Source organism: Micromonospora sp. MW-13, assembly GCF_003434305.1.
GTDB lineage: Bacteria > Actinomycetota > Actinomycetes > Mycobacteriales > Micromonosporaceae > Micromonospora.
This window is the reverse complement of the sequence record NZ_QKKX01000011.1, coordinates 18,984-31,244: the sequence shown is the minus strand read 5'-3', so window position 1 is coordinate 31,244 and position 12,261 is coordinate 18,984. Positions and strand designations below refer to the sequence as shown.

11 protein-coding genes and 1 riboswitch are annotated in these 12,261 nt (G+C 70.6%); of the genes, 4 read left to right on the top strand and 7 right to left on the bottom strand.

Going from position 1 to position 12,261, the window contains the following annotated elements; all coding sequences use genetic code 11:
- Nucleotides 1–119 precede the first annotated feature (119 nt).
- Nucleotides 120–334: riboswitch (cobalamin riboswitch) on the bottom strand.
- Between the two features lie 375 nt (nt 335–709).
- Nucleotides 710–1,765 carry a hypothetical protein gene (locus C5N14_RS08015; RefSeq protein ID WP_117667085.1) on the top strand — a complete coding sequence of 352 codons (1,056 nt, stop codon included), beginning with the start codon at nt 710–712 and terminating at the stop codon, nt 1,763–1,765.
- 204 nt (nt 1,766–1,969) lie between these two features.
- On the opposite strand, the gene C5N14_RS08010 is transcribed toward C5N14_RS08015, so the two are convergent.
- The 7 genes from C5N14_RS08010 to C5N14_RS07980 form a co-directional block, all read right to left on the bottom strand.
- On the bottom strand, nt 1,970–2,701 hold the full coding sequence (locus C5N14_RS08010; RefSeq protein WP_117667083.1) for a hypothetical protein: 732 nt from the start codon (nt 2,699–2,701) through the stop codon (nt 1,970–1,972).
- 90 nt (nt 2,702–2,791) lie between these two features.
- Complete coding sequence (locus C5N14_RS08005) at nt 2,792–4,018, bottom strand: cytochrome P450 (protein WP_165878050.1); 1,227 nt, start codon at nt 4,016–4,018, stop codon at nt 2,792–2,794.
- Nucleotides 4,015–5,025 carry an aspartyl/asparaginyl beta-hydroxylase domain-containing protein gene (locus tag C5N14_RS08000; protein WP_117667079.1) on the bottom strand — a complete coding sequence of 337 codons (1,011 nt, stop codon included), beginning with the start codon at nt 5,023–5,025 and terminating at the stop codon, nt 4,015–4,017. The genes C5N14_RS08005 and C5N14_RS08000 overlap by 4 nt, the downstream gene beginning before the upstream one ends.
- Complete coding sequence (locus C5N14_RS07995; protein WP_165878049.1) at nt 5,022–5,774, bottom strand: class I SAM-dependent methyltransferase; 753 nt, start codon at nt 5,772–5,774, stop codon at nt 5,022–5,024. Before C5N14_RS07995 ends, C5N14_RS08000 begins: the two co-directional genes overlap by 4 nt.
- Nucleotides 5,775–5,949: 175 nt before the next feature.
- A complete protein-coding gene (locus C5N14_RS07990; RefSeq protein ID WP_165878048.1) occupies nt 5,950–7,122 on the bottom strand; it encodes a cytochrome P450 in 1,173 nt (390 codons plus the stop codon).
- A 287-nt stretch (nt 7,123–7,409) separates the two neighbouring features.
- Nucleotides 7,410–7,991 carry a TetR/AcrR family transcriptional regulator gene (locus C5N14_RS07985; protein ID WP_117667074.1) on the bottom strand — a complete coding sequence of 194 codons (582 nt, stop codon included), beginning with the start codon at nt 7,989–7,991 and terminating at the stop codon, nt 7,410–7,412.
- A gap of 46 nt (nt 7,992–8,037) precedes the next feature.
- A complete protein-coding gene (locus tag C5N14_RS07980; RefSeq protein WP_243639301.1) occupies nt 8,038–9,549 on the bottom strand; it encodes an MFS transporter in 1,512 nt (503 codons plus the stop codon).
- 248 nt (nt 9,550–9,797) lie between these two features.
- Here C5N14_RS07980 and C5N14_RS07975 point away from each other — a divergent pair, with 248 nt between their 5' ends.
- The 3 genes from C5N14_RS07975 to C5N14_RS07965 all read left to right on the top strand — a co-directional run bounded on the left by C5N14_RS07975 (nt 9,798) and on the right by C5N14_RS07965 (nt 12,221).
- Nucleotides 9,798–10,370, top strand: coding sequence for a copper chaperone PCu(A)C (locus tag C5N14_RS07975; protein WP_117667070.1), 573 nt, complete (start codon nt 9,798–9,800; stop codon nt 10,368–10,370).
- Nucleotides 10,371–10,393: 23 nt separating this feature from the next.
- Nucleotides 10,394–11,587, top strand: a complete 1,194-nt coding sequence (locus C5N14_RS07970; RefSeq protein ID WP_371685812.1) for a Dyp-type peroxidase — start codon at nt 10,394–10,396, stop codon at nt 11,585–11,587.
- 82 nt (nt 11,588–11,669) lie between these two features.
- Nucleotides 11,670–12,221 carry a copper resistance CopC family protein gene (locus tag C5N14_RS07965; RefSeq protein ID WP_117667066.1) on the top strand — a complete coding sequence of 184 codons (552 nt, stop codon included), beginning with the start codon at nt 11,670–11,672 and terminating at the stop codon, nt 12,219–12,221.
- Nucleotides 12,222–12,261: the final 40 nt, after the last annotated feature.

Genomic DNA, 12,261 nt, shown 5'->3' with positions numbered 1-12,261 from the left:
GTAGTCCGTCCCTCGAACCCACGCCGCCGAGACACGGACACGCTGTCGAGGGCCCGCCCGCGTCGGGGCGCGGCGGGTCACCCGCCCAGCCCTCCCGCGAGGCCGACGGCAGCGCACACGGTTGTGTACGCGGCACGGGCAGGTCTTCGGACTCGTGGGCAGGACCGGGGTCACCGGTCTCCTACTGGCCGTCGCTTCCCGGGCCGGTGGCCCAGTGCTGATGACGGCGGTCGTTCCCACTCACCGCTGCGGGGCAGTCCCGGACTTCCACCGGGTTCCCTCTTACGACGCTCGGCCGAGTCCGGCCGGGCGAACCAGCGCCGTCCCGCAGCGTATCCCGCCGCCGGTCACGTCTCGGGCGGCGGCGGGGCCGGCTGTGAGGTAGCTCCCTCGCCCCATCTCCTGCACTTCTCGCCCGTCGGTGCCGCTGCCGGCTGGGTCGTAACTGGCCCCACCTCTTTGGGTGTTGGGGTGGTCGTGACGGTCTAGAGTGGCCCTGCCTGAGCGGTGTCCTCGTCGTTGAGGATCCTCCGTTGACGTTGATGGGAGGGCCCGGGATGGGGTCCATGGCGGGGTTGTTCGCGAACGCCCGTGCAGGCGGGGCGGCAGGTCACCGTGCAGATGCCGTTGATCGAAGGAGGGTCACGGCAGCCGGAACGCTGACGCAGCTCGACGGATCTTGCCGTGGACCCGTGGCGGAGGTGGTCTGATGACGTCGCGCTTCGATGACGTCGCGCTTCGCGCCCCCGTCGATCCTGCGCTCGCCCGTGCGGAGGGCCGCGAACTGGTACGTCACGAGGGCGGACGTTCCGGCGAGGCCGCGGCCGGAGGTTGGATCGTGTTCCAGAGCGCCGTACTTGTGGTCGGTGCGGGGGCGTTGGCCGCCCTGTGCGTGCTGATGGTGCAGCTTATGTTCGGTGCGCCCGGCGCCGATGCCACGACGGTGGTGATCGCGGGTCTCATGGTGGTTCCGCTCGCCGTGATGCGGATCCGGGGTGTCGTCCGGGGTCGTCGGGCCTCGGAGGTCGGCTGGTACCGGCTGAGGCGTTTCACCGAGGCGAATGGGATGTCCTACACAGCCGTCGAGAAGGATCCGGTTCGACCGGCGGCTTTGTTCCGCGTCGGATCGTTGCGGGTCGCGGGTGATCTGGTGACCGGGACTGCGCATCGTCCGTTCGAGGTCGCGAACTACGCCTATTCCACCTGGACGGGGTCGACGCGCATGCCGCACACGGCCTGCTACGTCATGTTCACCGTGCGGACAGCGTTGCCGCCGATGACGCTGGTGACCGCCGCGCGAGATGTCCCGTCGTGCGCATGGGGGGTACCGCCATCGCACCGGCCGCTGGTGATGGGCGGCTCGTTCGACGTGCATTTCCAGGTTCTTTGCGCACCGCAGGATGACGACGCCGTCCGGAGGCTGCTCACCCCCGCGGTGCAGGAGACGCTCGTCGAGCTCGCGGGGAACTGCGACGTCGAGATCGTCGACGGCCGCGTCTTCTTCATCGCGCGTTGGGCGCTGCCGAACACGGCTCCCGCATTCTGGGAGTGGATCGAGGACCTCGCCGCGCTGGTGGACGAGCAACTGGACCGACAGGGCGGTTCTGCCGTGCCGGGCAGGCGAGTCGCGGACGAAGCGCGTCGATCGCGCAGAGCAACGCTGTTCGCGAGGACGAGGCTGCGCGGAACCGCGGTCGTCGGCTGTCTGATCCCGTTGCTGTTCGGAGTCGTCGCGGCGGCTTTGACCAGCGCGAACATGTGGTAGGCGCAGGCTCGGCCACGAAGGGGAGGGGCTCGGCGTCGGGGTGCATGGCCCGCTGGGCCGCGATCAACACCATGACCCGCCGCCTCGCCCACACCCGCAACCAACTCGCCGCCACCAGCTGAGAAGAACGACCGTTGCTAAAGCTGGCTCCCCGACCAGCGGCCGTCGGTTGCGCAAGCGCAAGCGCAGGCGCGGCGCGAAACCTCAGTACCAGTAGTAGCTCCAGTTTCCTTGGCAGTCGGACTCGAAGGCTTCCCGGCTCTCGAGAGCGATGTTGACCGGGATGATCCTGGTTGACCCGAACTCGTCCTCTTCGGCGATGAGGGCGCGGAGTTGTCGTTCCCACTCGTACCATTGCGGTGTCTGCCGCAGTTGCGTGACCTGAGCCGCAGTGTGGACGAACACGGAGACGCTGTGAAGATCCGCGTTCACGGCGACGGTCCAGACGCTGGCTCCCCAGTCATCGCGGGACTGGTCCCACCGCTCCTGCGGTATCGCCGCCATGACGCGGGTCGTGGCCTCCTCATCGAAGCACCCCAGCCCGCCCAGAATCGGATCAGTTGTGTACTCGATGCAGCCAAGTGCTGCGATGCGCCGGGCCCGCGAACCTGGAAGGTTCCCCACCCGCAACGCCCGTGCCGTGAACTGCCGCCACCGCCACGGACCAAACTCGGCAACGATCTGATCGAAGACCGCGTCCGCCCGCAGGCGGCGTTCATGGTCGAGTGCCGCGCCACGTACCCAGGCGGTTATGGTCGGAACCTCCACGCCCGGGACTCCGTGGCCGGCCACGGAGTTCATGGACCCGCAGGTAAGGGCAACAACGGGCTGACCGAGCCGAGCCTCGAGCGCCGGGCGAAGTTCCGCGTCACCGGCCGTCTGTCCTCGGAGGACATTCGCAACCTCCTCGAACTCGTCGTCTTCCTCCGCGCTCACACCAGCATTCTGCCGCACCAGACATCGCTGTGTGACTGCCTTACCCGGTCGTCGGGTACCGCGCCACGTCGCTTGACCTACCGGCGTGGCTCAGGACGCGACGACGGGCGTGAAGCTGACCGGCAGTTCGTCCAGGCCCCGGAGCATGCCAGGCCAGCGCCGCACCTCCTCCAGCGGCTTGGCCAGCGCGAGATCGGGCAGCCGGCGCAGCACCGTACCGAGCGCGATGGTGGCCTGCTGGCGGGCCAGCGCCTGGCCCAGGCAGTGGTGCATGCCGTGCCCGAAGCTCAGGTGCGGGTTCCGGTTGCGGGCCAGGTCCACCACCTCCGGCCGCGGGAACTGCGCCGGGTCGCGGTTGGCGGCGGCCAGCGACACCACGACCATCTCGCCCGCGGGGATCCGGACCCCGCCGAACTCCACCTCCTCCTTGGTGAACCGGGCCACGCCGCGGGTCACCGGACCGTTGAGCCGCAGTAGTTCCTCGATGGCGGGCGGCAGCAGCGCGGAGTCCCGGCGCACCGCGTCGGCGAGACCGGGGTCGCGCAGCATGGCCACGATCGCCGAGCCGATGAAGCAAACCGTGGTCTCGTGACCGGAGAGCAGCAACATGATCGCCATGGCGACGACCTCGGTGTCGGTCAGCCGCTCCGCGGCGTGCGCCTGGGTGAGCGCCGACAGCAGGTCGTCGCCCGGCTCGGCCCGCTTGGCGGGCACCAGCTCCTCGAAGTAGCGGGTCATCTCGGCGCGGGCCGCGTCCGCCCGGCGCAGCGTGTCCGGGTCGGCGGGTGGCATGGCCAGGCCGACGCTCCAGCCGCGGAACAGCCGGTGGTCCTGGTACGGGACCCCGAGCAGCCGGCAGATCACCGCGATGGGCAGCGGGAAGGCGAGGTCGTTGACCAGGTCGGCCCGTCCGGTGGGCGCCACGGCGTCGAGCAGCCCGTCGGTGAGCTCCTGGATCTGTGGTTTGAGCTGCTCCACCAGCCGGGCGGTGAAGCCGCGCGCGACGACGCCCCGCAGCCGGGTGTGGTCGGGCGGGTCCACCGACAGCATGCTCCAGGCCAGTACGTTCGCCCGCCGCCGCTGCTCGGCGGGGCCGGGTAGGACGGAGGCCCCGTATTCGAGGCTGTTGCTCAACCGGGGGTCGTTCAGCGCGGCGACGGCCTCGGCGTACCCGGTGACCAGCCAGACGGGCACGGCACCGCGCAACCGGACCTGCTGGACCCGTCCGCTCGCGCGGATCGCCTCCAGCAGGGCGTACGGATCCTCCTGCTGGGAGAAGTCCTTCGGGATGTCGAACCTGGCGGGGGCGACGGTCACGGGAGCGCTCCTTCGCTGACGGCGTGGCGGATGGTCGCCGGTCGAACCCATTCGGTGAGCAGGCGGCCGTCCCGGACCCGGAACCGGACGCTGGGGCGGGGCGAGGCGGTGTCGACGACGAGCGTCCGCTCCTCCGTCCAGCCTTCCAACCGGAACTCCGACCGGCCGATGTGCACCAGCGCGAACGTCGGATCGCCCGCCAGCACCAGGACCGGCCGTCCCTGGTCGACCTCGATGCGGCCCGGCACGTCGGGCCGGGCCTCGTCCAGCGGGTCCTCCTCGGACCACCGCGAAAAGTCGGCGGGCACCGGGAACTCGCAGCCCAGCCCGGCCAGGTCGGCGGCCCGCAGCGGCACCGGGTCGGTGGCCAGCAGGACGTCCGGCCAGGGCAGCCGGTCCAGGTACGCCTCCGGGAACAGGTCCAGCAGCGACCGGGTCACCAGGCAGTCGATCACCAGGTGGACGCGCGGTTCGGGTCCGGTGTTGCGCACGTAGTGCGGCCGGTCGAAGTCGCCGAACCACAGGCGGCCCACGTCCCAGTGGTACGGCGTGGACTCGATGACCAGCTCCGCGCCGGGATTGGTGATCACCGGTACGTGCAGCCGCAGCACGCCCCACGGGTATCCGCACTTGCCGTCGCGGTGTTCGTGCACCTGCGCCCCGGGGCCGAGGGACATCAGCCGGACCGCGCGCAGCGGCGCCGGGATGGTGGAGAGCAGCTCGGCCAGGTACGGCGAGCGGGCCAGCAGCGGGGTGTCCCGGTACGGATCGAGGCCCGCGCCGCCGGGATCGGTACGCCCCGGGTCGCCGGTCGGGCTGCGCAGCGGCAGGATTCGCCAGTCGATCTCGACCGGGGCGGCGAGTCCGGCCTGGCTGTAGGCGCGCTGCGCCCGCCAGCGGTGGTCCCGCAACGCGTGTACCTCGTCGGCCAGGCGTGCCGGGTCGTACCGCCGGTCCAGCGGCACCACGGCGGGGAGAGCCGATTTCGCCGCCCGGACGCGGTTCACGCCGACGCCTCCTTGCGCACGACGACCCCACCGGGGTCCTCGGCGGAGACTCCGGCGAACACCAGCCCCGGGGCAGGCGCCAGCCCGGCAGCGGCCAGGTCGGCCAGCACCGGCTCCGGCCGGTGCATGTTGTGTCGGCGCTCGACCTTCTCCGTGGCGAGCAGCCGGTCTTCATGGAACGTGCGGTAGATGTAGGTGAGCTGCGACTCGTCCGGGCCGAGCGCGGTGGCGGCGGCGGCGAGCTCGTACCGGCACTCGCCGACGGTGACCTCGTCGACGACCCGCTCCGGGAAGTCCGGTGCCGGTTGCCTGAGCACCATGTCCATGGCCAGCAGGCCACCGTCGGCGAGGTGGTCGGCGACGGCGCGGAACAGGTGCGGCCGGTCGGCCGGCCGGATGTGCTCCAGCACGCCGCCGAAGTACGCGTAGTCGAACCGACGGTCGAGCCGGAACGGCGGCACAGCGACATCGAGCACGGTGACCCGCGCCTGCAGGTGCGGCCGTTCGGCCAGCTTCGCCAGCAGCACCGCGCGCATCGTCGCGGACCGTTCGAGGCAGACCAAGCCGGCCACTTTCGCCGCCACGGCCAGCGTCGCGCGCCCGGTGCCGGGTCCAATCTCCAGCGCATATCCGTCGGACGGGGCGAACTCCGTGAAGAACGACACCGAGGGGAGCGCCTCGTCGCCGAGCTTCGCCCGGAATAGATCGTAGTAACCGGCTGCGAACGCGTACGGATCCGGGCCTCGCATGTTCGTGTCCTCCTGGTCGAGTACATTCTTTCCGGCCAGGACAGTGCCCGTCGGGCACCTTCGGAACATCGTCCGGGTGCCCGACGAACACTGCCTCTCACTTCAATTTGACTCAGTGCCAGTAACGCATGTCGTCCCTCCCTTCGTCATCGATCGGGAATGCGACCGCGACCGGCTATCGCAGGGCGATTTCCAGACGGTCGAGGCCACGCAGGGTGAGGTTGCGCCGGTACGCCGGCTCGGCGAGCAACCGGGCATGTGGGTACTCCGTCGTGAGGACGGTGCTGAGGATCCGGGCCTGCAGTGTGGCGAACGGCGACCCGAGGCAGGAGTGCGCGCCCCGGCCGAACCCCAGGTGCGGGTTGGGTCTGCGGTCCGGCCGCCAGGCGTTCGGGTCGGGAAAGCGCTCGGGGTCCCGATTGGCGGCGCCCAGCAGCAGGGTCACCGCCTCGCCGGCCCGGATCCGCACCTCGCCGAACCGGCTGTCGGTCACGCAGGCGCGTGCCGTGGCCTGCACCGGTGAGCTGAGCCGGACGAGTTCGTCGACGGCGGCATCCGGTTCGGCGTGGCGGAACGACTCCGCCCGGCCGGGCTCGGCGAGCAGGACCGCGACGGCGAGGCCGAGCAGCCGGCTGGCCGACTCGAAGCCGGCGTGCAGCAGGACCCGCAGGCTGTTGGCCACCACGGTGCGGTCGACGCCGGCGTCGTCGGCGTGCCGCGCGACATGGGCGATCACCCCGGCGTCGGGCGGATCGGTCAGCCAGGTCCCGGTGTACGCCGCCAGCTCCGCCCGGGCGCCCATCGCCGGCGGGCCCAGCTCGGGCCAGAGGCCGGCGTCCATGCCGTCGGCGATCCGGTTGGCGACCGGCACGAACCAGGCGAGGTCCAGCTCGGGCACGCCGAGCAGGTCGGTGATCGTACCGGCGGCGAGGGGCTCGGCCACCTCGCCGACGAAGTCGAAGCGATCACGCTCGGCGAGCCGGCCGAGCAGGGCCCGGGTGCGCCCGGCCACCAGCCGCGCCGCGGCCGGGGTGTCGACCAGCCGGGTCGCCTCCATGAGCAGCCGGCGGATCGCCGTGTGCTCCGGCGGATCGAGGGTCTGCACGCTGACCGCCTGTGGCGGAACCTGTTCGCCCACCCGTCGCCAGTCGGCGCCGAACCGGGCGCTGTCCCGTAGGACGGCGGTGCAGTCGGCGTGGCGGGTGAGCATCCAGGATTGCAGCGGCTCGTAGTAGAAAATCGGTTCCCGTGCGCGCAGCCGGGCGTAGACCGAATATGGGTCGCGCAGATCCATCTGCCGTAACAGGGGACCGAGCGGATCGTCCATGTCAATTTCAGGCAGCGTCATATCCGCGCACCCCTCAGGCGTAGGCATGCGCCTTGTGGGCGCGTACCGCCGATGGTCTTTCTGCCGGTATCGGCATTCAATCACATGACGTCTGTCGATGGAAGGTCCGGAAACCGGCGCTTGTGGACAGCTACGGTGGCATCGTGGCGTACCGACGGCGGGGCCGGCTACCCGTAGGCCCGCCGCAACGCCGAGGTGCTGCGCGGATACGACGGGGCGTTGCCGGGGTCACCTACGACGTGCCACTCCAGGCGCGCGTCTGGGGCACCGCGACCGCGTGGTCGGTCTCAGCCGCCGGACGATGGCGGGGCGCAGTCCGAGAGGGTGAGTCGGATGAGCTGGTCTTCGAGACGCCGCAGGTTCGCGGTTCGGGTCAGGGTTCCCCACAGGGGCGCGTTGACGGCACCATCGGCGGCGGAGACGACCAGCGCGAGAATCTCCTCCGGCAGACCGTCGGCCCGCAGTTCCCGGTCCCAGCGTTCGGCATCGGCGCGGGCCAGCTCCGCGACGGCGGGTATCGTGATCAACTGAGCGAGCAGGGCGATGGTCTCCAGCAGCACCCGCTCGTCCTGCGAGGTGTCCAGACAGGCGCGCACATAGGCCCGGGTGAGTCGCCCCGGCGCGGTGTCGGCCGGATCCAACGCGGACTCGACCGCGTTCCGGAAGGTCTGCAGTAGATCATCGGCCAGGGCGCGGATCAGATCTTCCTTGCTGGCGAAGTGGTAGACAAGCCCGCCCTTGGAGACGCCGGCCTGCTGGGCGATGTCGTCCAGCGTCGCCGAGACACCCCGGGTACGGATTATCGCCCCGGCCGCGTCGAGCAGGAGCCGGCGCGTCTCGCCGGGTGAGCGTCCGGCCTTACGGCCCACCGTCGTCCCTCCCTCTCCCCGCCCGCGTGCCCTCAGGAAATCCGGGTCAGTCTCGCGTTGACGGGATGGTACGCCAAGCGGCGATGGCGGCGATGGCGGCAAGGATCGCGGCGGCCACCGAGGTGATCTGCATGGCGTGGACGAACGCCTCCCGTGCCGCGTGCGCCAGGTCCGAACCCGGTTCGACCACGCTCAGCGCCGAGGCGAGGGAGTCCCTGATCCGGTCCTGCACCGTGCCGGGCAGTTCCTCGGGGATGGCGACGAACGCCCGGTAGGCGAGCGTCACCACCGATCCGAGAATGGCGATACCGAGCGCCACACCAAGCTCGTAGGCGGTCTCGGAGATCGCCGACGCCGCGCCGGCCTTGCGGGGCGGTACCGCGGAGACCACCACGTCGGTGGTGAGCGTCATCGCCAGCCCGACACCGAGCCCGACCGGCACGAGCGCGAGACCGAGCCAGAGATAGTGTTCGGCCCCTTCGGCGGCCGCGACCAGTAGCAGCCCGACGGCGGTCAGCCCCAGCCCGGCGGCGATCGCTCGACCACGGCCGAGCCGGGTGATCGCCACCCCGACGAGACCGACGACGAGGATGGAGGCGATCGTCGCGGGCATCTCGGCCAGCCCGGCCCGCAGTGGGCTGAAACCGCGGGCGAGTTGCAGGTACTGGGAGAAGAAGAAGAGCAAGCCGGTCAACGCGAAAATCGCGATGAAGTTCGCCAACACGGCACCGCTGAACGCCGGATTGCGGAACAGGCCCACGTCGATCAACGGCGCGGTCAGGTGTCGCTGCCGGCGCACGAAGAGCACGCCCAGCACCAGGCCGGCCAGGAGACAGCCGAGGGTGATCGCGTCGAGTCCGTCGCTGACCGCGTGCTTGACCGCGTAGACCAGGGGCACGATCGTGGCCATCGACAACCCCGCGGAGAGCAGGTCGAAGCGTCCGGGGTTGGGGTCGCGGGACTCCGGCAGCAGGATGATGCCGGTGACCAGGAGCGCAACCATGATTGGTACGTTGATCAGGAACACCGAGCCCCACCAGAACCGTTCCAGCAGCGCGCCGCCGACCAGCGGCCCGAGCGCGATCCCGCCGCCGCCAGCCGCCGACCAGACCGCGATGGCCCGGGTGCGCTGGCGCGGATCGGCGAACATGTTCCGGATGATCGACAACGTCGACGGCATGATGGTCGCCCCGGCCACGCCCAGCAGTAGCCGAGCGGCGATCAACAGCTCCGCGCTGGTCGAGAAGGCCGCCAGCAGTGAGGCCAGGCCGAACGCCGTCGTACCGATCAGCAGCAGCCGCTTGCGGCCGACCCGGTCCGCGAGCGTGCCCATCGTGACGAGCAACCCCGCCAGGGCCAGCGAGTAGATGTCCCCGATCCACAGGATCTGCGTCGCGGTCGGGGCCAGATCGCGGGTCAGTGACGGCACCGCCAGGTAGAGCACCGTGCCGTCGATCGCCAGCAGCAGCACTGCGGCGACCAGTACCCCCAACGCCGCCCACCGACGCCCCTCCGACATGACCTGGGCATCCATGACCGGCCGCTTACCCGCACTCATGGCGAGTGACTATACCGACCAGTCCGTACAGTTTCCCAGTCCGCGCTGCGAAACCCGCCGGAAGCTACCTGCCGGCAGCTACCTCCCGGACTGGTTGCCGACGCACCGCCGGCGGGCCGGTCGCCGACGTTCGACGGATCGTGTCTGCCATCGGCCTGCGCCTGGGAATTACTACGAGGCGTAGGAACTAACTGCGTCCTGGGTGCGACCAACCCGACAGCAGCACAACATCCTCGGAGGCAACTTCAATGCGTACAGCCGCCACACCGGGACCGCGACGGCGCCCGGCGGCGTTGACGACCCTCATGGCCACCGTCGCCGCGGTGGTCCTCGGTTCGGCCGGGTGCGGGTCGTCGGACCCCGCGCCGGGCGCCGGTCCCAGTTCGGCAGCGACCACCCCGGCCGGTCCGATCACGGTGCGAGACCCGTGGGTGAAGGCGGCCGACAGGGGGATGACGGCTGCCTTCGGCACTCTGGTCAACAACAGCGACACCGACATCACCGTGGTGAGCGCGAGTACGCCGGTGTCACCGATGGAGCTGCACGAGATGACCATGAAAGACGGCAGAATGGTCATGCAGCCCAAGGTTGGCGGGATCGTCGTCAAGGCCAAGGGCAGTCACGTTCTGGAGCCCGGCGGCGACCACCTGATGTTGCTGAACGTCACCGCCCCGGTCAAAGCCGGTGACGAGCTGACGTTCACCCTGACCTTTGCCGATGGGAAGACCCTCCAGTTCTCGGCGGTCGCCAAGCCATTCACCGGCGCGGGAGAGAGCTACGATCCCGGCCACCCGAGCATGAGCATGAGCCCGGCGACGTGACCGGCCGTGGCACCGGCCGGCCGGTGAGCAGACGAGGCCTGCTCACCGGTGGTGCCCTGACAGCCTCCGGGGCCCTGGCCGGCGCGGTGGCCGCGACGGTGGCAACCCGGGACCACTCAGCCGCGGCCACAGCCACCACCGTCGGGACGCTCGTCGAGCCGTTTCACGGCACCCGGCAGGCCGGAGTCTCCACCGCCGCGCAGGCACACGCGTGCTTCGTCGCGTTCACCCTCCGGCCGGACCCGGACCGGGCGGTGCTGGGCCGGATGCTGCGCCTGCTCAGCGACGACGCCGCCCGGCTCACCCAGGGGCAGCCGGCGCTGGCCGACACCGAGGCCGAACTCGCCGTCCTACCGGCCCGGCTGACCGTGACATTCGGGTTCGGGCCCGGCCTGTACCGGGCGGCCGGGCTGGCCGACCGCCGGCCGCCGTCGGTGGCCGAGCTACCGCCGTTCGCCGTCGACCGGCTCCAGCCGGCCTGGTCCGGCGGGGACCTGCTGCTGCAGATCTGCGCCGACGATCCGGTCACCGTCGCCCACGCCCAACGAATGCTGATCAAGGACAGCCGCCCGTTCGCCACCGTCCGATGGGTGCAGCGGGGCTTCCGTCGCAGCCACGGTACCCAGCAGGGGAACCCGACCCAGCGGAACCTCTTCGGCCAGCTCGACGGCACCGCCAACCCGCGACCCGGCACGCCCGCCCTCGACACCGCCGTCTGGAGCACGGATGAAGCGCCCTGGCTACGCAACGGCAGCACCCTGGTACTACGCCGGATCCGCATGGACCTGGAGAAGTGGGACCTGCTCGGCCGCACCGACCGAGAACTGGCCGTCGGCCGACGGCTGGACACCGGAGCACCGCTGACCGGACAGGCCGAGCACGACCCGCCGGACTTCGCCGCAGTCAACGGGGCGGGCCTGACGGTGATCCCCGACTTCTCCCACCTGAGCCGGGCGCACGTGACCGAGGACCGGCAGCGAATCCTGCGCCGGCCCTACAACTACGACGAGGCCCCGGCAGCCGACGGCACCGCCGACAGCGGGCTGATCTTCGCCTCCTATCAGGCCGACATCACCGAACAGTTCCTACCCATTCAACGGCGGCTCGCCGAGCGGGACCTGCTCAACGAGTGGACCACGCCGATCGGTTCCGCCGTCTTCGCCATCCCGCCCGGCTGCCCGCCCGGAGGGTGGATCGGCCAACAACTCCTCGGTTAGATCACGTACGCACAGCTCCCGACCTACTCCCGCCGACCTGGAGACACCTGCCATGTCCGTACCGTCGCGCCGAGTCTCCGCCATGGCCCGGCTGAGCCTCGCGGCCCTGGCTGCCGTCCTGGTCGTCCTCGGCGTGCCCACACCGGCCCAGGCCCACAACAGCCTCCGCTCCGCCGACCCTGCCCGCGACGCCACCCTGAACGTCGCGCCGACGGAGATCGCACTGGAATTCACCGAACGGCTGAATCCCACCTTCACCACCATCGTGGTCACCGACGCCGGCAACCAACGCGTCGGTACGGGAGCACCCGTGGTGGCCGAAACTCGTGGCACGGTCACCCTCACCGCGCCACTGGGCAATGGCACCTACACCGTCGCCTACCGGGTCGTCTCCGCCGATGGTCACCCTGTTCAGGGCTCCTACGCCTTCGCGGTGGCTGATCCTCGGTCCAGCACGAACCCAACCGCTGTACCCGTACCGTCCGGCGCCGCCACAACCAGTCCAGAGGCCCCCGCCGCCGCTGCGGCGAAGGAGAACGGCTCGGGTGCCGGCGTGTTCATCGGCGCGGCGGTATTGGTCGGGCTCGTCACGACAGCCGGTGCGATGTGGTGGCGTCGCCGGATCCGCCGATAAGAAGATCCCGCCAGGGCCGCTGGGCGCACCGATCCGACCG

Bases quoted from the DNA above. Each gene is read 5' to 3' on its own strand.
- C5N14_RS08015 (WP_117667085.1), top strand. From the start codon at position 710: ATGACGTCGCGCTTCGATGACGTCGCGCTTCGCGCCCCCGTCGATCCT.
- C5N14_RS07995 (WP_165878049.1), bottom strand. From the start codon at position 5,774: ATGCGAGGCCCGGATCCGTACGCGTTCGCAGCCGGTTACTACGATCTA.
- C5N14_RS07990 (WP_165878048.1), bottom strand. From the start codon at position 7,122: ATGACGCTGCCTGAAATTGACATGGACGATCCGCTCGGTCCCCTGTTA.
- C5N14_RS07980 (WP_243639301.1), bottom strand. From the start codon at position 9,549: ATGAGTGCGGGTAAGCGGCCGGTCATGGATGCCCAGGTCATGTCGGAG.
- C5N14_RS07975 (WP_117667070.1), top strand. From the start codon at position 9,798: ATGCGTACAGCCGCCACACCGGGACCGCGACGGCGCCCGGCGGCGTTG.
- C5N14_RS07965 (WP_117667066.1), top strand. From the start codon at position 11,670: ATGGCCCGGCTGAGCCTCGCGGCCCTGGCTGCCGTCCTGGTCGTCCTC.